A 17,976-nucleotide genomic window follows, 5' to 3' on the forward strand; every position below is an offset into this window, starting at 1 on the left:
CGGAATGAACCGCAGCCGCCGTGTTAAGTCTATATGAAACCGCTCTTATGCGGCTTCGTATTCGTCGTCCTGGTCATCACGGACCTGCACCGGGCCGCTGTCGAGGCCCTTGGCATTGACGTCGCGATCAACGAACTCGATCACGGCCATGGGCGCATTGTCGCCATAGCGGAAACCGGCCTTCAGGATGCGGATATAGCCGCCCTGACGTTCCTTGTAGCGCGGGCCAAGCACGGCGAAGAGCTTGGCAACCTGTGCCTCGTCGCGCATCTGCGCGATGGCCTGGCGACGCGCATGCAGATCGCCGCGCTTGCCCAGGGTGATCAGCTTCTCGACGATCGGACGCAGGTCCTTGGCCTTGGGAAGCGTGGTGACGATCTGCTCGTGCTTGATCAGCGCGGCAGACATATTGGCGAACATGGCCTTGCGGTGGCTGGCAGTCCGGCTGAGTTTGCGACCTGAATTACCGTGGCGCATGGTGGTCTCCTAAAGTGCTTGGCAGCGCGGGATCAATAATGATCTTCGTAGCGCTTGGCGAGGTCATCGATATTCTCGGGTGGCCAGTTGGCAACGTCCATTCCGAGATGAAGCCCCATCTGTGCCAGGACTTCCTTGATTTCGTTGAGCGACTTGCGGCCGAAATTCGGGGTCCGCAGCATCTCGGCTTCCGTCTTCTGGATGAGGTCGCCGATGTAAACGATGTTGTCGTTCTTGAGGCAGTTGGCCGAACGAACCGAAAGTTCGAGCTCGTCGACCTTCTTGAGCAGTGCCGGGTTGAAGGCCAGTTCGGGAACCGAATCCTGGGCCTTTTCCTTGCTGGGCTCTTCGAAGTTCACAAAGACCGACAGCTGGTCCTGGAGAATGCGCGCGGCATAGGCCAGCGCATCTTCCGGCGACACAGCGCCATTGGTCTCGATCTGCAGGGTCAGCTTGTCCTTGTCCAGGCTTTCGCCGGCACGGGTCGCATCGACCTTGTAGCTCACGCGGCGAACCGGGGAAAACAGCGAGTCGACCGGGATATAGCCGATCGGTGCGTCTTCGGGACGGTTCTTGTCGGCAGCGACATAGCCCTTGCCGGTGTCCACGGTGAACTCGATATTGATCTCGGCGCCGTCGTCGAGATGGCAGATCACCAGCTCGGGGTTCAGCACTTCAATGTCACCGGTGACCTTGATGTCACCAGCCGTCACAGCACCCGGACCCTGCTTGGACAGGCCAAGGCGCTTGGGGCCCTCGCCACCCATGCTCAACGCGATTTCCTTCACGTTGAGAACCAGGTCAGTGATGTCTTCCCGCACGCCCGGAAGCGAGGAGAATTCATGCAGAATGCCGTCAATCTGGATTGCAGTCACTGCCGCGCCCTGAAGCGACGACAGCAGCACGCGACGCAGGGCATTACCAAGGGTAAGCCCGTAACCGCGCTCAAGCGGCTCGGCTACGACCGAGGCCACGCGCGCGTTGTCGCTGCCCGAAACAATCTCCAGCTTGGTCGGCTTGATCAGTTCTTGCCAGTTCCTCTGGATCGTCACGGTTATGTCCTTTCAAAATCGCGGCCCCAGCCCGAGCCGCTCCGCCGCAAACGCAATAAGACTCCCGGCCCATTCAATCGGCCGGGAGCTCTCTAAACGGTCTAGACTAGACGCGGCGCCGCTTGCGCGGGCGGCAGCCATTGTGCGGGATCGAGGTGACGTCGCGGATCGACGTGACGTTGAAGCCAGCAGCCTGCAGGGCGCGAAGCGCCGATTCACGACCCGAGCCGGGACCACGCACTTCGACCTCAAGGGTCTTCATGCCGTGTTCCTGGGCCTTCTTGGCGCAATCTTCAGCAGCAACCTGCGCTGCATAGGGGGTCGACTTACGCGAGCCCTTGAAACCCATCACGCCCGAGGACGACCAGGCAATGGTATTGCCCTGCATGTCCGCAATGGTGATCATGGTGTTGTTGAACGAAGCATTCACGTGGGCGACGCCCGAAATGATGTTCTTGCGTTCCTTGCGCTTAACGCGCGCGACTTCAGTCTTAGCCATGTACTTCCTCTATTCGATATCAGCGCTGCCGTCAGCAAAGCCCCGGCAGCTACATCGAAGAACCCAGAATGCGGGTTCTTACTTCTTCTTGCCGGCGATTGCCTTGGCCGGACCCTTGCGGGTGCGGGCATTGGTGTGGGTCCGCTGACCGCGCACGGGCAGACCGCGACGGTGACGCAGGCCACGATAGTTGCCCAGGTCCATCAGGCGCTTGATGTTCATCGCCACGCCGCGACGCAGATCACCCTCAACGACATAGTCGCTGTCGATGGTCTCGCGGATGTTGATGACTTCCGCATCGGTGAGTTCGTTCACACGACGCTCCAGCGGAATGCCAACCTTCTTGCAGATATCCTCAGCGAACTTGTCGCCGATCCCATGGATATACTGCAGCGCGATGACAACGCGCTTGTTCGTCGGGATATTGACGCCAGCAATACGAGCCACGTCTGCTCTCCTTCATTCAGCGCGAACCATCACGGCTGGCGCCCTAAAACAACAAGGGACCGGAATTCGACCCCAACTACCTGGAGAACCGAATCCAGCCCAATAATCCGTGAGACTGAAGCGGTTCTTTAAGGGCTCGATTCCGCGGAGTCAACCGCCAAGTCAAGCCCGAAATTTTACGGAGCGATCGCGGCCTGAATGGCAGCGGTCACCTGGTCGACCGGCGCCATGCCATCGACCGTCTTCACCAGACCGCGCTGACGGTAGTAGTCCACCAGCGGAGCGGTATCATTCTTGTAGACGTCCAGACGCTTGCGGATCACTTCCGGATTGTCATCGGGACGATTGCTTTCCTTGGCGCGGTTGATCACGCGGGAAATCAGCACATCGGCGTCGGCCGTCATCTCGATGACGGCGTCCAGCACCATGCCCTTTTCCTTGAGCATGCCGTCGAGCGCCTCGGCCTGGCCGATGGTGCGCGGAAAGCCATCCAGGATGAACCCGGCCTTGCAATCCTCAGCGTCCAGGCGCTCCGAAACAATACCGTTGACGATATCGTTCGACACCAGGTCGCCGCGGTCCATCACTTCCTTGGCCGCCAGGCCAAGCGGGGTGCGATCCTGAATCGCGGCGCGCAGGATATCGCCAGTCGACAGCTGAGGAATGCCATAGGCATCGATCAGAATCTTGGCCTGCGTCCCCTTCCCCGCTCCCGGCGGTCCGAGCAGTATCAACCTCATCGACGCTTGCCTCCTCCAAGACGGGACTTCTTGACCAGCCCCTCATATTGCTGCGCGATCAGGTGGCTCTGGATCTGGCTGACTGTGTCGAGCGTGACCGTGACCATGATGAGCAGCGACGTACCGCCAATGAACTGACTGACGGCCAGCTGGTTGTGCACGACCTCAGGGATCAGTGCCACCACGGTAAGATAGAGCGCGCCGATCACGGTAATGCGAGTCAGCACATAGTCGATATGCGCGGCCGTCCGCTCACCCGGGCGATAGCCCGGAATAAAGCCGCCGGAGCGCTTGAGATTGTCCGCCGTCTCGACCGGATTGAACACAATCGCGGTGTAGAAGAACGAGAAGAAGATGATGAAGAAGGCGAACAGCGCCAGATACAGCGGCTGACCGCGACCCAGCAGAGCCGTCGTCACCTGCAGCCACTCCGGCGCATTGCCCTGGGCCGCAAACGACGCAATGGTCGCCGGCAGCAGCAGGAGCGAGGAGCCAAAGATCACCGGGATAACACCCGAGGTGTTCAGCTTGAGCGGCAGGTGCGACGTGTCGCCCTGGAACATCTTGTTGCCGACCTGGCGCTTGGGATACTGGATCAGCAGCCGGCGCTGGGCGCGTTCGAAGAACACGATGCCCGCGATCACCACCAGGGCCAGCAGCAGCACGCCAGCGGCAGCCAGCGGCGGCAGCGCTCCCGTACGGCTCAGCTCGAGGGTCTGCACCACGGTGGTGGGCAGATTGGCCACGATGCCGGCAAAGATGATCAGCGAAATACCATTGCCGACGCCGCGCGAGGTGATCTGCTCACCCAGCCACATCAGGAACATGGTGCCGCCAACCAGCGTGATGACGGTGGAAATGCGGAAGAACCAACCCGGGTTCAGCACGACGCCCTGGCTGGCTTCCAGGCCAACGGCAATGCCATAGGCCTGCACGGCGCAAAACACCACGGCGAGATAGCGCGTGTACTGGTTCATCTTGCGACGACCAGCCTCGCCGCCCTCTTTCTTGAGGGCCTCGAGCCGCGGCGATGCGGTAGCAACCACCTGCACCACGATGGACGCGGTAATATAGGGGATCAGGTTGAGGGCAAAGATCGCCATGCGCTGCACGGCACCGCCGGCGAACATGTTGAACATGCCCAGAATGCCCTGCTGCGACGCCTCGAAGGTTTGCGCAAAGGCAGCCGGGTCAATGCCGGGGACCGGAATGAAAGTACCCAGACGATAGACAAGCAGCGCGCCCAGTGTGAACCAGATGCGCTGCTGCAGGGCCTTCGCCTTGGAGAACGTCGAGAAATTGAGATTACGTGCCAGCTGTTCGGCTGCGGACGCCATGTATCGCTCCCTATGGCTTCAATGCCAGGTGCGCTCGGAGCGCTTCAGGACGCAGATGCATCTGCATCCCTAACGCAACAAACCAAAAAAAGGCGCACCCGACCAGCGGCCGGGTGCGCCAAACCGGAATTAACCGGCGTATGGGGTCTTCTTCCACGGCGCCTTGGCCGGGATGAGATCGATCTTGCCACCGGCAGCTTCGATAGCAGCAGTTGCACCGGCCGTAGCGTAGTTGACGTTGAACGTCACCTTCTTGGCGGTGAAGCCAGCCGAACCGATCAGGCGCACGCCGTCCTTGGGACGACGGATGACGCGGGCAGCGATCAGCGCTGCAGCATCAATGACAGCCTTGGGGTCGAGCTTGCCAGCATCGATATAGGCCTGGAGGCGGTCGATACGGACCTCGTTCCAGTCACCGGGATTGAGCGCGTTGAAGCCGCGCTTCGGCATACGCATGTGAAGGGGCATCTGGCCGCCTTCAAAGCCGTTGATCGCCACGCCCGAGCGCGCGGTCTGGCCCTTGCCGCCACGACCACCGGTCTTGCCCTTGCCGGAGCCGATACCGCGACCGATGCGGATACGGGTCTTGGAGGAACCGGGGTTGTCGCGAAGTTCGTTCAAACGGGTCATCAGATGGACCTTTCTTACTCGCCGACGACGCGGACGAGGTGCGGCAGCTTGTTGATCATGCCGCGCACTTCTGGCGTATCGAGCAGCTCGCGCTGCTTGTTCATCTTGTTGAGCCCGAGACCGATCAGGGTCGCGCGCTGCACTTTGTCGCGGCGGATCGGCGAACCGATCTGCTCTACGATGAGGGTCTTCTTGTCAGCCATGATGTTTCTCCGGACCTCAGCGATCACGCTTCGACCGCAGTCTCGCCACGGCGAGCCTGCAGTTCGGAAACCTTCAGACCGCGGCGGGATGCAACCGACCGTGGGCTATCAACGCGCTTGAGCGCATCGAAGGTAGCACGCACCATGTTGTAGGGGTTGGCAGTGCCCTGCGACTTGGCAACGATATCGTTGATGCCAAGCGTTTCGAACACGGCGCGCATCGGACCACCGGCGATGATGCCGGTACCGGGAACGGCTGCACGCAGGATGACCTTGCCGGCGCCATGGCGACCCTGCACATCGTGGTGCAGCGTGCGGGCATCGCGCAGCGGAACGCGGATCATCTGGCGCTTGGCCTGCTCGGTCGCCTTGCGGATTGCTTCTGGAACTTCACGGGCCTTGCCGTGACCAAAGCCAACACGGCCCTTCTGGTCACCAACAACGACGAGTGCGGCGAAGCCAAACCGACGGCCACCCTTGACCACCTTGGCCACGCGGTTGATGTGGACCAGGCGATCGACGAATTCGCTTTCGCGCTCTTGAACGTCTCTGCTCATAATTCTCTTTCCTCGCCGTGTTCTAGAACTGCAGGCCGCCCTCACGGGCAGCGTCTGCAAGGGCCTTCACACGGCCGTGATAGATGTACGACCCACGATCAAAGATCACTTCAGCGACGCCGGCCTTGGAACCGCGCTCGGCGATCAGCTTGCCAATCGCAGCAGCGGCTTCAGCCGTGCCACCGTTCTTGACGGTAGCCTTGATGTCCTTGTCGAGCGTGGACGCAGCGGCCAGCGTACGGCCGGTCGTATCGTCGATGATCTGGGCGTAGATATTCTTGTCCGAGCGGAAAACGCTGAGACGGGGACGACCGAAGGCACGAGCCTTGAGCGCCTTGCGGACACGAGCCTTGCGGCGGTCCGCACCTTTTGCACTGATAGCCATTGCAGGCGCTCCTTACTTCTTCTTGCCTTCTTTGCGGAAGACGTACTCGCCAGCATAGCGAACGCCCTTGCCCTTGTAGGGCTCTGGCTTGCGCCATGCGCGAATATCGGCCGCAACCTGGCCAACTTGCTGCTTGTCGATGCCCGTGACGACGATTTCGGTCGGAACCGGAACCGCCAGGGTGATTCCCTTGGGGGCTTCGTAGATCACTTCGTGGCTGAAACCAAGCGACAGCTTGACATCCTTGCCCTGCAGCGCGGCGCGATAGCCCACGCCCTGGATCGCCAGCTTCTTTTCAAAGCCAGCCGAGACGCCGGTGACCATGTTCTGGATCAGTGCACGGGTGGTGCCCCAGGCAGCGCGCGCAAAGCGCGAGTCATTGGCCGGAGAAACGACCAGGCCTTCGGCCCCGTTCTCGACATTGACCGAATCCATGAGCACGATGCTCAGCTCACCCTTGGGGCCCTTTGCGGTAACGGTCCGACCATCGATCGTGACCGTGACGCCGCTCACCGGTGCAACCGGTTTCTTGCCAGTACGTGACATTCTATCTTCTTTCTTGAGTAGTCGTCTTACCGCGCCGTCTTAGAAGACGCGGCAGAGTACCTCACCACCAACATTGGCAGCCTTGGCTTCGTGGTCGGCCATCACACCCTTGGGGGTGGAGAGGATCGAAACACCCAGACCGTTGGCAACCTGCGGAATATTCTTCACCGAAGCGTAAACGCGACGGCCGGGACGCGAAACGCGCTCGATCGTGCGGATGACGGCTTCGTTGTCCGAGTACTTCAGTTCGATTTCATACTCGGAAGCACCGTTCTCGAACTTGGTCTCCGAATAGCCGCGGATGAAACCCTCGGACTGGAGAACGTCCAGCACACGACCACGAAGGGTCGAGGCCGGCGTCGAAACGGAATTCTTGCGACGCATCTGGGCGTTGCGGATACGGGTCAGCATGTCGCCGATGGGATCGGAAAAGCTCATCTTCGGTTCTCCTTACCAGCTCGACTTCACGAGGCCCGGGATCAGCCCCAGGTTGCCCAGCTGACGCAGCGCAATGCGGCTCAGCTTGAGCTTGCGGTAGAAGCCGCGGGGACGACCCGAGACTTCGCAACGGTTGCGGATGCGCACCTTGGCGGAATTGCGCGGCAGTTCAGCAAGCTTGAGCTGAGCAGCGAAGCGCTGATCCATCGGGATCGACTGATCCTTGGTCGCAGCCTTCAGAGCGGCACGCTTGCCAGCATACTGCTTGACGAGCGCGCGACGCTTTTCATTTTTAACGGTGGAGCTGGTCTTTGCCATGTCCTGATTCCTTTGCCCTTCCCTATCCGCTTACTGGCGGAAGGGGAAGTTGAATGCCTTCAGCAGCGCACGCGCTTCATCATCGGTCTTGGCCGTCGTGGCAACCACGATGTCCATGCCCCAGATCTGATCGATCTGATCATAATTGATCTCGGGGAAAATGATGTGTTCCTTGATGCCCATAGCATAGTTGCCACGGCCGTCGAAGGAATTTGCGTTGAGCCCGCGGAAGTCGCGAACGCGCGGCAGAGCGATGTTCACGAGACGGTCAAGAAACTCGTACATACGAGCCTTGCGCAGCGTCACCTTCACACCCAGGGGCATGTTCTCGCGCACCTTGAAACCGGCGATCGACTTGCGAGCATAAGTGATGACGGGCTTCTGGCCAGCAATCTTCTCGAGCTCGGCAGCAGCCGACTTGACCTTCTTGGTGTCGTTGACGGCTTCGCCAACGCCCATGTTCAGCACGATCTTGTCCAGACGCGGCAGTTCCATCACGTTCTTGTAGCCGAACTGCTCACGCAGGGCGGCCTTGATCGTGGTGTCATACTCGGTCCGCAGACGAGGAATGTAAGCGGTCTCAGCCATCGATCGAATCTCCGGTCGACTTTGCGACGCGCGTCTTCACGCCGTCCTTGATCTGGAAACCAACGCGGGTGGGCTTGCCATCCTTGTCGGCGATCGCGAGGTTGGACAGATGGATCGGCGCTTCCTTGGTGAAGATGCCGGCATCGGTCGACGCGGTCTGCTTGGTGTGACGCTTGACCAGGTTGATACCCTGGACGAGAGCCTTCGTTTCGGTCGGGATCACCGACAGGACCTGGCCAGTTTTGCCTTTGTCCTTGCCAGCAAGGACGACGACCTTATCGCCCTTCTTGATCTTGGCAGCCATTACAGCACCTCGGGTGCGAGCGAAATGATCTTCATGTGGTTCTTGGCGCGGAGCTCGCGCGGAACCGGTCCGAAGATGCGGGTGCCGATCGGCTCTTTCTGATTGTTGATCAGAACCGCGGCGTTCTTGTCGAAGCGGATCACCGTGCCATCGGGACGACGGATGTCGAACGCGGTACGAACGACCACGGCCTTCATGACCTGGCCCTTCTTGACACGACCACGCGGAATGGCATCCTTGACGGAAACGACGATGATATCGCCGACCGAAGCGTACTTGCGGTGCGAACCGCCCAGTACCTTGATGCACATGACACGACGGGCGCCGGAATTGTCGGCGACGTCGAGATTGGACTGCATCTGGATCATGACGTCACGCCTTCCTGCTGGGCCGCACCAAGAACCAGCGTCCAGCGCTTGTTCTTGGAAATCGGTGCACATTCCTCGATCCACACGATCTGACCGACCTTGGCCACGTTGGCCTCATCGTGAGCGTGGTACTTCTTGGACCGGCGCACGGTCTTCTTCATAACCGGATGCGTGAAACGGCGCTCGACGCGCACCACGACCGTCTTATCATTGGCGTCGGAGACCACAGTCCCCTGCAAAACGCGCTTTGGCATGGTCGCGGCTCCTTACTTCGCTGCGTTCTTTTCGGCCAAGATCGTCTTGATCCGCGCGATATCGCGACGAACCTTCTTGACCTCGGTCGGCTTCTCCAGCTGCTGGGTAGCACGCTGGAAACGCAGATTGAACTGTTCTTTCTTCAGGTCGACGAGCTGGTCCTTCAGTTCGTCTGCGGTCTTGCTCCGCACATCACTGGCTTTCATGCTCATCGTCCTTAGTCGGCAATGCGGGTAACAACCCGCGTCATGATCGGGAGCTTCATTGCGCCGAGGCGCAGGGCTTCCTTGGCAACGTCCTCGGGGACGCCGTCGATCTCGAATACGATACGACCGGGCTTGACGCGGGCGGCCCAGAATTCAACAGAACCCTTGCCCTTACCCATACGCACTTCGGTCGGCTTCTTGGACACCGGCAGATCCGGGAAAATCCGGATCCACACGCGGCCCTGGCGCTTCATTTCACGGGTGATCGCGCGGCGAGCCGCTTCGATCTGACGAGCCGTGACGCGCTCGGGTTCGGTGGCCTTCAAGGCATACTGGCCGAAAGCCAGCTCGGTACCGCCCTTGGCAACGCCATGGATACGGCCCTTGTGAGCCTTGCGGAACTTGGTCTTCTTAGGTTGCAGCATAATGAACTAACCTTCTTATGCGCGTTCGCGGTCACGGTCGCCACGCTCGGAGCGCGGACCGCGTTCACTGCGCGGCTGGCCACCCTCGCCACCTTCGGTGGCGCGGCGCTCATGCGCAGAGGGATCATGCTCAAGGACTTCGCCCTTGAAGACCCAGACCTTGATACCAATGATGCCGTAGGTGGTCTTCGCCTCGGCCGTGCCATAGTCGATGTCCGCACGCAGCGTGTGCAGCGGAACGCGACCTTCGCGATACCATTCGGTACGCGCAATGTCGGCGCCGCCAAGACGGCCACCAACGTTGACGCGGATACCGCCGGCGCCCATGCGGATTGCGGTCTGCACGGCGCGCTTCATGGCGCGACGGAAGGCCACACGGCGCTCGAGCTGCTGGGCAATGCCCTGGGCAACCAGCGTCGCATCGGTCTCGGGCTTGCGCACTTCAACGATGTTGATGTGCACTTCGCTGTCGGTGAACTGCTTCACCTTGGCGCGGATCTTGTCGATGTCAGCGCCCTTCTTGCCGATCACGATGCCCGGACGGGCGGTGTGGATCGACACGCGGCACTTGCGGTGCGGACGCTCGATGACAATCTTGGAGACTGCAGCAGCCTTGAGATCTTCAAGCAGCATGGTGCGGATCTTCAGGTCTTCCTGAAGCAGCGAACCATATTCGCCCTTGTTGGCGTACCAGCGGCTGTCCCAGGTGCGGTTGATGCCCAGACGGAAGCCGATTGGATTGATCTTCTGGCCCATTATGCGGCCTCCTCAACTTGCCGGACGACGATCGTCAGATGCGCAAACGGCTTCTGGATCTGCGAGGACCGGCCACGACCACGAGCGGTGAAGCGCTTCATGACGAGCGAATTACCAACGAAGGCTTCGGCAACGACGAGGGCGTCGGTGTCCAGGCCGTGATTGTTCTCGGCGTTCGCGATGGCGCTTTCCAGCACCTTCTTGACCTGGCCGGAGATCCGCTTGTGGCTGAATTCGAGTTCGGCCAGAGCCTTCTCGACCTTCTTGCCACGGATCAACTGCGCGACGAGGTTCAGCTTCTGAGGGCTGATGCGCAGCATGCGCAGAACAGCCTTAGCCTCGTTGTCCTTGAGAGCGCGCTCAGTTTTTGGCTTGCCCATCTTACTTCCTCTTGGCCTTCTTGTCGGCCGCGTGACCGTAGTACGTACGGGTCGGTGCGAATTCGCCGAACTTGTGACCGATCATGTCTTCGGTGACGCTGACCGGAATGTGCTTCTGGCCATTGTGAACGCCGAACGTGATACCCACGAACTGCGGCAGGATGGTCGAGCGGCGGCTCCAGATCTTGACCACATCGTTGCGGCCAGATGCCAAGGCCTTCTCGGCCTTCTTGAGCATGTAGCCGTCGACGAACGGCCCCTTCCAGATTGAACGGGTCATGGCTTACCTGCCCTTCTTCACGTGACGGCTGCGAACGATGAACTTGTCCGTTGCCTTGTTGCTGCGGGTCTTCTTGCCCTTGGTCGGCTTGCCCCACGGGGTCACCGGATGACGGCCACCAGAGGTACGACCTTCACCACCACCATGCGGGTGATCGACCGGGTTCATGGTCACGCCGCGGTTGACCGGGCGACGACCGAGCCAACGCGAACGACCGGCCTTGCCGAGCGAGGTGTTGGAGTGGTCCTGGTTGGACACGGCACCGACGGTGGCAAGGCAAGAGCCATGCACACGACGCTGCTCACCCGAGTTCAGGCGAAGGATCGCCCAACCCTGGTCGCGACCGACGTACTGGGCGTAAGCACCAGCCGAACGGGCCACCTGGCCACCCTTGCGGGGCTTGAGCTCGATGTTGTGCACGATCGTACCGACCGGCATGCGCTCGAGCGGCATGGCATTGCCCGGCTTCACGTCGACGGTGTTCATCGACGAGATGACCTTGTCGCCGGCAGCCAGACGCTGGGGCGCAACGATATAGGCGAGTTCGCCGTCTTCGTACTTCACCAGAGCGATCCAGGCCGTACGGTTCGGATCATATTCCAGGCGTTCGATCGTCCCGACCACGTCAAACTTGACGCGCTTGAAGTCGATCATGCGGTAGGTGCGCTTATGACCGCCACCACGATGGTAGGCAGTGATGCGACCGCGGTTGTTGCGACCACCGGACTTGGAGAGGCCTTCGGTCAGGGTCTTGACCGGCTTGCCCTTCCACAGTTCCGAACGATCAGTCGTCACGAGCTGACGACGGCCTTCGGAGGTGGGATTGTAAGTTTTAAGAGCCATTTTTCTGTCTCTTCCCTTAGAGGCCGGTCGAAATGTCGATCGACTGGCCGTCGACGAGGGTCACGATCGCCTTCTTGACGTCGTTGCGCGTGCCAATCTTGCCACGGAAGCGCTTCACCTTGCCCTTGCGGACCAGGGTGTTGACTGCCTTGACCTTCACCGAGAACAGCTGCTCGACGGCAGCCTTGATCTCGGTCTTGTTGGCATCGATCGCCACGTCGAAAACGACCTGGTTGTTTTCCGAAGCCATCGTGGACTTTTCAGTCACGACGGGGTTCCGAACGATGTCGTATGCGGCAAGCTTGTTCATGCGAACCTCGCTTCGAGCGCTTCGAGCGCTGCCTTGGTCAGGACGAGCTTGTCGCGCTTGAGGATCGACACAACGTTGATCCCCTGCACCGGCAGCACGTCGATGTGCGGGATGTTGCGAGCAGCCAGAGCAAAGTTCTGGTCCACTGCAGCACCGTCGATGATCAGGGCGTTCGACCATTCCAGCTTGCCGAAGGTGGCGAGCAGGCCAGCGGTCTTGGCTTCCTTCTGGGCAACGCTGTCAACGACGATCAGCGAACCAGACTTGATCTTGGACGACAGGGCATGCTTGAGCGCCAGGGCGCGGACCTTCTTGGGAAGGTCGATAGCATGGCTACGCGGGGTCGGACCGAATGCACGGCCGCCGCCACGGAACTGCGGAGCCTTGCGATCGCCATGACGTGCGCCGCCCGAGCCCTTCTGCTTGACGAACTTCTTGCCCGTGCGGACGCCTTCCGAACGATTCTTGACGTCGTGCGTGCCAGCCATCGCCTTGAGCTGCTGGTAGCGAACCATGCGGTGCAGGATGTCCTGGCGGACTTCCAGACCGAAGACGTCGTCAGCGAGCTGGATGGTACCAGCGGCCTTGCCGTCGAGGGTTGTGACCTTGAGTTCCATTTAGTTACCTTCCCCCGCGACTTCAGCGGCGGCCTTGAACGAACCCGGGAAAGCAGCGCCCTTGGGGGCAGGCTTCTTCACAGCGTCCTTGATCATGATCCAAGCGCCCTTGGCGCCGGGAACCGAACCCTGGATCATGATCAAACCGCGCTCGACGTCGGTCTTGACGACCTTGACGTTCTGCGTGGTGATGCGACGATCGCCCATGTGGCCCGGCATCTTCTTGTTCTTGAAGGTCTTACCCGGGTCCTGACGACCACCGGTAGAACCGATCGAGCGGTGCGAAACCGACACGCCGTGCGTTGCACGCAGGCCGCCGAAGTTCCAGCGCTTCATACCGCCGGCAAAGCCCTTACCGATCGACGTACCGGTGACATCCACCAGCTGGCCTTCGATGAAGTGGTCTGCCTGCAGCGTTGCGCCAACCTCGATGAGGTTTGCCTCGTCAACGCGGAACTCCGCGACATGACGCTTGGGCTCGACCTTGGCAGCAGCGAACTGGCCGCGCTCGGCCTTGCTCGTGTTCTTCGCCTTGGCCTGGCCTGCGCCAAGCTGCAATGCGACATAGCCGTCCTTGTCAGCCGTCCGCTGGCCCACCACCTGGCAGTTCTGCAGGCCCAGCACCGTCACCGGAACGTGCGAGCCGTCCTCAGCGAAAATGCGGGTCATGCCCAGCTTCTGTGCGATCAATCCAGAACGCATCGGTTATTACCTTCTCTCTTGGCGCCGTACCGGGTCATGGTTTCAGAGGACCCTTTGTTTGGTAGGCGCGGAAACTTCTGTGTCTTTAGAGCTTGATTTCGACGTCGACGCCGGCGGCGAGATCGAGCTTCATCAGCGCATCAACCGTCTGAGGGGTCGGGTCCACAATGTCCAGCAGACGCTTGTGGGTCCGGATCTCGAACTGCTCGCGCGACTTCTTGTCGATGTGCGGCGAGCGGTTGACGGTAAACTTGTCGATTCGCGTCGGCAGCGGAATGGGACCGCGAACCTGCGCGCCCGTACGCTTGGCCGTCGAAACGATCTCACGCGTGGACGCGTCGAGAACGCGATGGTCAAACGCCTTGAGGCGAATGCGAATATTCTGACCGTTCATCTTTGTAAATCCTGACGAAAATGGATCGCAGCGCGCGTTGATCCGCGCGCTGCGAATGTCTCAATGAGGCTTACTTCAGGATCTTCGCGACGACGCCGGCGCCGACGGTGCGGCCACCCTCACGGATAGCGAAGCGGAGCTTCTCTTCCATGGCGATCGGAACGATGAGCTGAACGTTCATGTTGATGTTGTCGCCCGGCATAACCATTTCCGTGCCTTCCGGCAGGGTCACGATGCCCGTCACGTCCGTGGTACGGAAGTAGAACTGGGGACGGTAGTTGCCGAAGAACGGGGTGTGGCGGCCGCCTTCTTCCTTGGTGAGGATATAAGCCTCAGCAACGAAGTCGGTGTGCGGGGTAACCGAACCGGGCTTGCACAGCACCTGGCCGCGCTCAACCTGGGTACGATCGATACCACGGATCAGGGCACCGATGTTGTCGCCAGCCTGGCCCGAGTCGAGCAGCTTGCGGAACATTTCGACGCCGGTAACGGTGGTCTTCTGGGTTGCCTTGATGCCGACGATTTCGACTTCTTCGCCAACCTTGACGATGCCGCGTTCGACACGGCCGGTCACCACAGTACCGCGACCCGAGATCGAGAACACGTCTTCGATCGGGAGCAGGAAGGGCTGGTCAACCGGGCGCTCGGGCTGCGGGATGTAGGAGTCCACAGCAGCCATCAGCTCGAGAACGGCGTCATGGCCGAGCTTCTTGTCGGAGTCTTCGAGAGCGGCCAGAGCCGAACCCTTGACGATCGGGATATCATCGCCGGGGAATTCGTACGAGGACAGCAGTTCACGGACTTCGAGCTCAACGAGTTCGAGCAGTTCCGGATCGTCGACCATGTCGCACTTGTTCAGGAACACCACCAGAGCGGGCACGCCAACCTGACGGGCCAGCAGGATGTGCTCGCGGGTCTGGGGCATCGGGCCGTCGGCAGCCGACACGACCAGGATCGCGCCGTCCATCTGGGCAGCGCCGGTGATCATGTTCTTCACATAGTCGGCGTGGCCGGGGCAGTCCACGTGGGCGTAGTGACGATTGGTCGTCTCGTACTCGACGTGGGCAGTGTTGATGGTGATGCCGCGGGCCTTCTCTTCAGGGGCAGCGTCAATCTGGTCGTACGCCTTGAAGGTCGCGCCACCGGTTTCAGCAAGGACCTTGGTGATCGCTGCGGTCAGCGAGGTCTTGCCATGGTCAACGTGACCAATGGTGCCGATATTGCAGTGAGGCTTATTGCGGGAAAACTTTTCCTTGCCCATCGCTTCTCTCCGTATTCGTTAGCCCTGCGGCCAACCTTGAGTTTCAGTTTATTGTTTTAGGCGGACTTGGCCTTAGGCGTATTTGGCCTGGACTTCGTCGGCGACTGCCTGCGGAACCTGCTCGTAATGATCGAACGTCATCGAGTACTGTGCACGGCCCTGGCTCATCGAGCGCAGGGAGTTCACGTAGCCGAACATGTTCGCCAGCGGGACGAAGGCATTCACGACCTGGAGGACGCCACGGCTTTCAGTGCCCTGGATCTGACCACGCCGAGAATTCAGGTCGCCGATGACGTCGCCCATGTAATCTTCCGGCGTGACAACTTCAACCTTCATGATCGGCTCAAGGATCTTGGGAGATGCCTTGCGGATCGCTTCGTTGAAGCCGGCGCGACCGGCGATTTCGAACGCCAGCACCGAGGAGTCAACGTCATGGTACGCGCCTTCGGTGAGCGTCACCTTGACGTCCACGATCGGGAACCCGATCAGCGGACCGGCGCCCATCACCGACTTCACGCCCTTTTCGACGCCCGGGATATATTCCTTGGGAACCGAACCGCCGACGACGGCGTTGACGAACTCGAGGCCCTTGCCCACTTCGCCGGGCTCAATGGAGAGCTTGACGCGGGCGAACTGGCCCGAACCACCGGACTGCTTCTTGTGGGTATAGTCCACATTGGCAGGCTTGGTGATGGTTTCGCGGTAAGCCACCTGCGGCTGGCCGACGTTGGCTTCAACCTTGAACTCGCGACGCATACGGTCAACGAGAATGTCGAGGTGAAGTTCACCCATGCCGGAGATGATGGTCTGGCCGGATTCTTCGTCGGTCTTGACGCGGAAGCTCGGATCTTCAGCAGCCAGGCGGTTGAGCGCCAGGCCCATCTTTTCCTGATCGGCCTTGGACTTCGGCTCGACGGAGATGTCGATAACCGGCTCCGGGAAGATCATGCGTTCAAGGATAACCTGCGAGTTCTGCGCACACAGCGTATCACCCGTGGTGGTGTCCTTCAGGCCCACGATGGCCACGATGTCGCCAGCGAAGGCTTCCGTGATCTGCTCGCGGCTGTTGGCATGCATCTGGAACATACGGCCAACGCGTTCGCGCTTTTCCTTGACCGTGTTTTCCAGCATGGCGCCCTGCTCGATGTGACCCGAGTAGATGCGGCAGAAGGTCAGCGAGCCCATGTGCGGGTCGTTGGCGATCTTGAACGCCAGCATCGACAGCGGCTCGGAATCGTCAGCATGACGCTCGATCGGCTGTTCGGTCTTGGCATCGATGCCCTGGATGGCGGGCACGTCCTGCGGCGACGGCAGGAAGTCGATCACGCCGTCCAGCAGGGGCTGCACGCCCTTGTTCTTGAACGCCGAGCCGGCAAAGATCAGGAAGAACTTGGCATCGATCGTGCCGCGACGCAGCAGGCGACGGATGGTGTCGTTGTTCGGCAGATCGCCGTTCAGATAGGCTTCCATGGCATCGTCGTCGAGTTCGACGGCAGCCTCGATCATCTGCTCACGATACTTGGTGGCAGCGGCCTTGAGGTCGTCCGGAATCTCGACAACGTCCCACTGGGCACCCAGCTCTTCGTTGCGCCACACCAGAGCGTTCATCTCGATCAGGTCGACAACGCCCTTGAACTCGTTCTCAGCACCGATCGGCAGCTGCACGGGAACGGCCTTGGCGCCCAGACGGGTACCGATCATTTCGACGCAGCGATAGAAATCGGCGCCGATCTTGTCCATCTTGTTGACGAACACAAGACGGGGAACGTTGTACTTGTCAGCCTGGCGCCAGACGGTTTCGGTCTGGGGCTCAACGCCGGCGTTGGCATCGAGCAGAGCCACAGCACCGTCGAGCACGCGCAGCGAACGCTCGACTTCAATGGTGAAGTCCACGTGGCCGGGGGTGTCGATGATGTTGAAACGGTGCTGGACGCCCGAACGGTCCTTCCAGAACGTGGTCGTGGCAGCCGAGGTGATCGTGATGCCGCGTTCCTGCTCCTGCTCCATCCAGTCCATAGTCGCGGCGCCGTCATGGACTTCGCCGATCTTGTGGGACTTGCCGGTGTAGAACAGAATGCGTTCGGTCGTGGTCGTCTTGCCAGCATCGATGTGAGCCATGATGCCGAAGTTACGATACAGCTTAATCGGGTATTCGCGTGCCATGGGGCGCTCCTACTACCAGCGGTAGTGCGAGAAGGCACGGTTGGCGTCAGCCATACGGTGCGTATCTTCGCGCTTCTTGACGGCCTGACCGCGGCCATTGAGGGCATCCATGAGCTCGCCGGACAGGCGTTCACGCATGGTGTTCTCGCCGCGCTTGCGGGCGGATTCGATCAGCCAGCGAATGGCCAGGGCCTGCTGACGATCGGCACGGACTTCAACCGGAACCTGGTACGTAGCACCGCCAACGCGGCGCGAACGCACTTCGACGGAAGGACGGATATTGTCCAGGGCAGTGTGGAACACCGTGATCGGGTCCTGCTTGGACTTGGCTTCGACGATGTCGAAGGCACCGTAAACGATGCTTTCGGCAGCCGACTTCTTGCCGTCCTTCATGAGGGAATTCATGAACTTGGTAAGGACGAGATCGCCGAACTTTGCGTCCGGAATAACGTCACGCTTTTCTGCGCGGTGGCGACGGGACATAGATCTATCTCC

Annotated in this window: 30 protein-coding genes; all 30 read right to left on the bottom strand. The window is 60.5% G+C overall.

All coding sequences use genetic code 11. The features are described 5' to 3' along the window. Window positions 1-45: 45 nt before the first annotated feature. The 30 genes from rplQ to rpsG all read right to left on the bottom strand — a co-directional run bounded on the left by rplQ (window position 46) and on the right by rpsG (window position 17,964). Complete coding sequence (gene rplQ, locus E8M79_RS12265; protein ID WP_137152175.1) at window positions 46-477, bottom strand: 50S ribosomal protein L17; 432 nt, start codon at window positions 475-477, stop codon at window positions 46-48. Between the two features lie 32 nt (window positions 478-509). After that, complete coding sequence (locus E8M79_RS12270) at window positions 510-1,535, bottom strand: DNA-directed RNA polymerase subunit alpha (protein ID WP_224703708.1); 1,026 nt, start codon at window positions 1,533-1,535, stop codon at window positions 510-512. A gap of 100 nt (window positions 1,536-1,635) precedes the next feature. Beyond that, complete coding sequence (gene rpsK / locus E8M79_RS12275) at window positions 1,636-2,028, bottom strand: 30S ribosomal protein S11 (protein ID WP_137152177.1); 393 nt, start codon at window positions 2,026-2,028, stop codon at window positions 1,636-1,638. Window positions 2,029-2,106: 78 nt separating this feature from the next. Then, window positions 2,107-2,475 (bottom strand): 30S ribosomal protein S13, encoded by a 369-nt coding sequence (rpsM, locus tag E8M79_RS12280; RefSeq protein ID WP_137152178.1) that lies wholly within the window; start codon window positions 2,473-2,475, stop codon window positions 2,107-2,109. A gap of 176 nt (window positions 2,476-2,651) precedes the next feature. Next, window positions 2,652-3,215, bottom strand: coding sequence for an adenylate kinase (locus E8M79_RS12285; RefSeq protein ID WP_137152179.1), 564 nt, complete (start codon window positions 3,213-3,215; stop codon window positions 2,652-2,654). Continuing rightward, on the bottom strand, window positions 3,212-4,552 hold the full coding sequence (gene secY / locus E8M79_RS12290) for a preprotein translocase subunit SecY (protein ID WP_137152180.1): 1,341 nt from the start codon (window positions 4,550-4,552) through the stop codon (window positions 3,212-3,214). Before secY ends, E8M79_RS12285 begins: the two co-directional genes overlap by 4 nt. Before the next feature lie 129 nt (window positions 4,553-4,681). Beyond that, window positions 4,682-5,182, bottom strand: coding sequence for a 50S ribosomal protein L15 (gene rplO, locus E8M79_RS12295; protein ID WP_137152181.1), 501 nt, complete (start codon window positions 5,180-5,182; stop codon window positions 4,682-4,684). Window positions 5,183-5,196: 14 nt separating this feature from the next. Beyond that, window positions 5,197-5,385 carry a 50S ribosomal protein L30 gene (rpmD, locus tag E8M79_RS12300; RefSeq protein ID WP_137152182.1) on the bottom strand — a complete coding sequence of 63 codons (189 nt, stop codon included), beginning with the start codon at window positions 5,383-5,385 and terminating at the stop codon, window positions 5,197-5,199. A gap of 23 nt (window positions 5,386-5,408) precedes the next feature. Further along, a complete protein-coding gene (gene rpsE, locus E8M79_RS12305) occupies window positions 5,409-5,942 on the bottom strand; it encodes a 30S ribosomal protein S5 (RefSeq protein ID WP_056232660.1) in 534 nt (177 codons plus the stop codon). Window positions 5,943-5,964: 22 nt separating this feature from the next. Next, window positions 5,965-6,327 carry a 50S ribosomal protein L18 gene (gene rplR / locus E8M79_RS12310; protein ID WP_137152183.1) on the bottom strand — a complete coding sequence of 121 codons (363 nt, stop codon included), beginning with the start codon at window positions 6,325-6,327 and terminating at the stop codon, window positions 5,965-5,967. Window positions 6,328-6,339: 12 nt separating this feature from the next. After that, window positions 6,340-6,873 (bottom strand): 50S ribosomal protein L6, encoded by a 534-nt coding sequence (rplF, locus tag E8M79_RS12315; RefSeq protein ID WP_137152184.1) that lies wholly within the window; start codon window positions 6,871-6,873, stop codon window positions 6,340-6,342. A 39-nt stretch (window positions 6,874-6,912) separates the two neighbouring features. Next, on the bottom strand, window positions 6,913-7,311 hold the full coding sequence (rpsH, locus tag E8M79_RS12320; protein ID WP_046172880.1) for a 30S ribosomal protein S8: 399 nt from the start codon (window positions 7,309-7,311) through the stop codon (window positions 6,913-6,915). Between the two features lie 12 nt (window positions 7,312-7,323). Then, entirely contained in the window at window positions 7,324-7,629 is a 306-nt protein-coding gene (gene rpsN, locus E8M79_RS12325) for a 30S ribosomal protein S14 (RefSeq protein WP_137152185.1), read from the bottom strand. Window positions 7,630-7,659: 30 nt separating this feature from the next. Continuing rightward, window positions 7,660-8,217: a 50S ribosomal protein L5 gene (rplE, locus tag E8M79_RS12330; protein WP_137152186.1), complete on the bottom strand. Its 558-nt coding sequence runs from the start codon at window positions 8,215-8,217 to the stop codon at window positions 7,660-7,662. Continuing rightward, window positions 8,210-8,521 (bottom strand): 50S ribosomal protein L24, encoded by a 312-nt coding sequence (rplX, locus tag E8M79_RS12335; RefSeq protein ID WP_137152187.1) that lies wholly within the window; start codon window positions 8,519-8,521, stop codon window positions 8,210-8,212. Before rplX ends, rplE begins: the two co-directional genes overlap by 8 nt. Then, complete coding sequence (gene rplN / locus E8M79_RS12340) at window positions 8,521-8,889, bottom strand: 50S ribosomal protein L14 (RefSeq protein WP_035102635.1); 369 nt, start codon at window positions 8,887-8,889, stop codon at window positions 8,521-8,523. The genes rplX and rplN overlap by 1 nt, the downstream gene beginning before the upstream one ends. Beyond that, on the bottom strand, window positions 8,886-9,143 hold the full coding sequence (rpsQ, locus tag E8M79_RS12345) for a 30S ribosomal protein S17 (protein WP_137152188.1): 258 nt from the start codon (window positions 9,141-9,143) through the stop codon (window positions 8,886-8,888). Before rpsQ ends, rplN begins: the two co-directional genes overlap by 4 nt. A gap of 12 nt (window positions 9,144-9,155) precedes the next feature. After that, window positions 9,156-9,350: a 50S ribosomal protein L29 gene (gene rpmC / locus E8M79_RS12350; protein ID WP_137152189.1), complete on the bottom strand. Its 195-nt coding sequence runs from the start codon at window positions 9,348-9,350 to the stop codon at window positions 9,156-9,158. Between the two features lie 11 nt (window positions 9,351-9,361). After that, a complete protein-coding gene (rplP, locus tag E8M79_RS12355; protein WP_108398529.1) occupies window positions 9,362-9,775 on the bottom strand; it encodes a 50S ribosomal protein L16 in 414 nt (137 codons plus the stop codon). 15 nt (window positions 9,776-9,790) lie between these two features. Further along, window positions 9,791-10,531, bottom strand: a complete 741-nt coding sequence (gene rpsC, locus E8M79_RS12360; RefSeq protein ID WP_137152190.1) for a 30S ribosomal protein S3 — start codon at window positions 10,529-10,531, stop codon at window positions 9,791-9,793. Further along, window positions 10,531-10,911 (bottom strand): 50S ribosomal protein L22, encoded by a 381-nt coding sequence (rplV, locus tag E8M79_RS12365; protein ID WP_137152191.1) that lies wholly within the window; start codon window positions 10,909-10,911, stop codon window positions 10,531-10,533. Before rplV ends, rpsC begins: the two co-directional genes overlap by 1 nt. A gap of 1 nt (window position 10,912) precedes the next feature. Continuing rightward, complete coding sequence (gene rpsS, locus E8M79_RS12370) at window positions 10,913-11,191, bottom strand: 30S ribosomal protein S19 (RefSeq protein WP_137152192.1); 279 nt, start codon at window positions 11,189-11,191, stop codon at window positions 10,913-10,915. A 3-nt stretch (window positions 11,192-11,194) separates the two neighbouring features. After that, a complete protein-coding gene (gene rplB, locus E8M79_RS12375) occupies window positions 11,195-12,034 on the bottom strand; it encodes a 50S ribosomal protein L2 (protein WP_137152193.1) in 840 nt (279 codons plus the stop codon). 16 nt (window positions 12,035-12,050) lie between these two features. Next, on the bottom strand, window positions 12,051-12,344 hold the full coding sequence (locus E8M79_RS12380; RefSeq protein WP_137152194.1) for a 50S ribosomal protein L23: 294 nt from the start codon (window positions 12,342-12,344) through the stop codon (window positions 12,051-12,053). Further along, the gene (gene rplD, locus E8M79_RS12385; protein WP_137152195.1) at window positions 12,341-12,961 is read right to left on the bottom strand and encodes a 50S ribosomal protein L4; all 621 of its coding nucleotides are present in this window, start codon (window positions 12,959-12,961) and stop codon (window positions 12,341-12,343) included. The genes E8M79_RS12380 and rplD overlap by 4 nt, the downstream gene beginning before the upstream one ends. After that, window positions 12,962-13,663 carry a 50S ribosomal protein L3 gene (gene rplC / locus E8M79_RS12390; protein WP_137152196.1) on the bottom strand — a complete coding sequence of 234 codons (702 nt, stop codon included), beginning with the start codon at window positions 13,661-13,663 and terminating at the stop codon, window positions 12,962-12,964. A gap of 85 nt (window positions 13,664-13,748) precedes the next feature. Continuing rightward, complete coding sequence (gene rpsJ, locus E8M79_RS12395) at window positions 13,749-14,057, bottom strand: 30S ribosomal protein S10 (protein ID WP_056232628.1); 309 nt, start codon at window positions 14,055-14,057, stop codon at window positions 13,749-13,751. A 70-nt stretch (window positions 14,058-14,127) separates the two neighbouring features. Next, the gene (gene tuf / locus E8M79_RS12400; RefSeq protein ID WP_137152197.1) at window positions 14,128-15,318 is read right to left on the bottom strand and encodes an elongation factor Tu; all 1,191 of its coding nucleotides are present in this window, start codon (window positions 15,316-15,318) and stop codon (window positions 14,128-14,130) included. A 72-nt stretch (window positions 15,319-15,390) separates the two neighbouring features. Beyond that, window positions 15,391-17,481 (bottom strand): elongation factor G, encoded by a 2,091-nt coding sequence (gene fusA, locus E8M79_RS12405; RefSeq protein WP_137152198.1) that lies wholly within the window; start codon window positions 17,479-17,481, stop codon window positions 15,391-15,393. A gap of 12 nt (window positions 17,482-17,493) precedes the next feature. Beyond that, a complete protein-coding gene (gene rpsG, locus E8M79_RS12410) occupies window positions 17,494-17,964 on the bottom strand; it encodes a 30S ribosomal protein S7 (protein ID WP_137152199.1) in 471 nt (156 codons plus the stop codon). Between the last annotated feature and the right edge of the window lie 12 nt (window positions 17,965-17,976).

It is taken from the genome of Devosia sp. FKR38 (assembly GCF_005222805.1).
GTDB lineage: Bacteria > Pseudomonadota > Alphaproteobacteria > Rhizobiales > Devosiaceae > Devosia.

Coding starts and splice junctions, on each gene's coding strand:
- rpsS (WP_137152192.1), bottom strand. CDS start 11,191: ATGACCCGTTCAATCTGGAAGGGGCCGTTCGTCGACGGCTACATGCTC.
- rpmC (WP_137152189.1), bottom strand. CDS start 9,350: ATGAAAGCCAGTGATGTGCGGAGCAAGACCGCAGACGAACTGAAGGAC.
- rpsJ (WP_056232628.1), bottom strand. CDS start 14,057: ATGAACGGTCAGAATATTCGCATTCGCCTCAAGGCGTTTGACCATCGC.
- rplC (WP_137152196.1), bottom strand. CDS start 13,663: ATGCGTTCTGGATTGATCGCACAGAAGCTGGGCATGACCCGCATTTTC.
- rpsC (WP_137152190.1), bottom strand. CDS start 10,531: ATGGGCCAGAAGATCAATCCAATCGGCTTCCGTCTGGGCATCAACCGC.
- rplD (WP_137152195.1), bottom strand. CDS start 12,961: ATGGAACTCAAGGTCACAACCCTCGACGGCAAGGCCGCTGGTACCATC.
- rplV (WP_137152191.1), bottom strand. CDS start 10,911: ATGGGCAAGCCAAAAACTGAGCGCGCTCTCAAGGACAACGAGGCTAAG.
- secY (WP_137152180.1), bottom strand. CDS start 4,552: ATGGCGTCCGCAGCCGAACAGCTGGCACGTAATCTCAATTTCTCGACG.
- rpmD (WP_137152182.1), bottom strand. CDS start 5,385: ATGGCTGACAAGAAGACCCTCATCGTAGAGCAGATCGGTTCGCCGATC.
- rplE (WP_137152186.1), bottom strand. CDS start 8,217: ATGGCTGAGACCGCTTACATTCCTCGTCTGCGGACCGAGTATGACACC.
- fusA (WP_137152198.1), bottom strand. CDS start 17,481: ATGGCACGCGAATACCCGATTAAGCTGTATCGTAACTTCGGCATCATG.
- tuf (WP_137152197.1), bottom strand. CDS start 15,318: ATGGGCAAGGAAAAGTTTTCCCGCAATAAGCCTCACTGCAATATCGGC.
- rplX (WP_137152187.1), bottom strand. CDS start 8,521: ATGGCTGCCAAGATCAAGAAGGGCGATAAGGTCGTCGTCCTTGCTGGC.
- rpsQ (WP_137152188.1), bottom strand. CDS start 9,143: ATGCCAAAGCGCGTTTTGCAGGGGACTGTGGTCTCCGACGCCAATGAT.
- rplF (WP_137152184.1), bottom strand. CDS start 6,873: ATGTCACGTACTGGCAAGAAACCGGTTGCACCGGTGAGCGGCGTCACG.
- rplO (WP_137152181.1), bottom strand. CDS start 5,182: ATGACCCGTTTGAACGAACTTCGCGACAACCCCGGTTCCTCCAAGACC.
- rpsN (WP_137152185.1), bottom strand. CDS start 7,629: ATGGCAAAGACCAGCTCCACCGTTAAAAATGAAAAGCGTCGCGCGCTC.
- rpsE (WP_056232660.1), bottom strand. CDS start 5,942: ATGAGCAGAGACGTTCAAGAGCGCGAAAGCGAATTCGTCGATCGCCTG.
- rplR (WP_137152183.1), bottom strand. CDS start 6,327: ATGGCTATCAGTGCAAAAGGTGCGGACCGCCGCAAGGCTCGTGTCCGC.
- E8M79_RS12285 (WP_137152179.1), bottom strand. CDS start 3,215: ATGAGGTTGATACTGCTCGGACCGCCGGGAGCGGGGAAGGGGACGCAG.
- rpsK (WP_137152177.1), bottom strand. CDS start 2,028: ATGGCTAAGACTGAAGTCGCGCGCGTTAAGCGCAAGGAACGCAAGAAC.
- rplQ (WP_137152175.1), bottom strand. CDS start 477: ATGCGCCACGGTAATTCAGGTCGCAAACTCAGCCGGACTGCCAGCCAC.
- rpsH (WP_046172880.1), bottom strand. CDS start 7,311: ATGAGCTTTTCCGATCCCATCGGCGACATGCTGACCCGTATCCGCAAC.
- rplB (WP_137152193.1), bottom strand. CDS start 12,034: ATGGCTCTTAAAACTTACAATCCCACCTCCGAAGGCCGTCGTCAGCTC.
- rpsG (WP_137152199.1), bottom strand. CDS start 17,964: ATGTCCCGTCGCCACCGCGCAGAAAAGCGTGACGTTATTCCGGACGCA.
- rplN (WP_035102635.1), bottom strand. CDS start 8,889: ATGATCCAGATGCAGTCCAATCTCGACGTCGCCGACAATTCCGGCGCC.
- E8M79_RS12380 (WP_137152194.1), bottom strand. CDS start 12,344: ATGAACAAGCTTGCCGCATACGACATCGTTCGGAACCCCGTCGTGACT.
- rplP (WP_108398529.1), bottom strand. CDS start 9,775: ATGCTGCAACCTAAGAAGACCAAGTTCCGCAAGGCTCACAAGGGCCGT.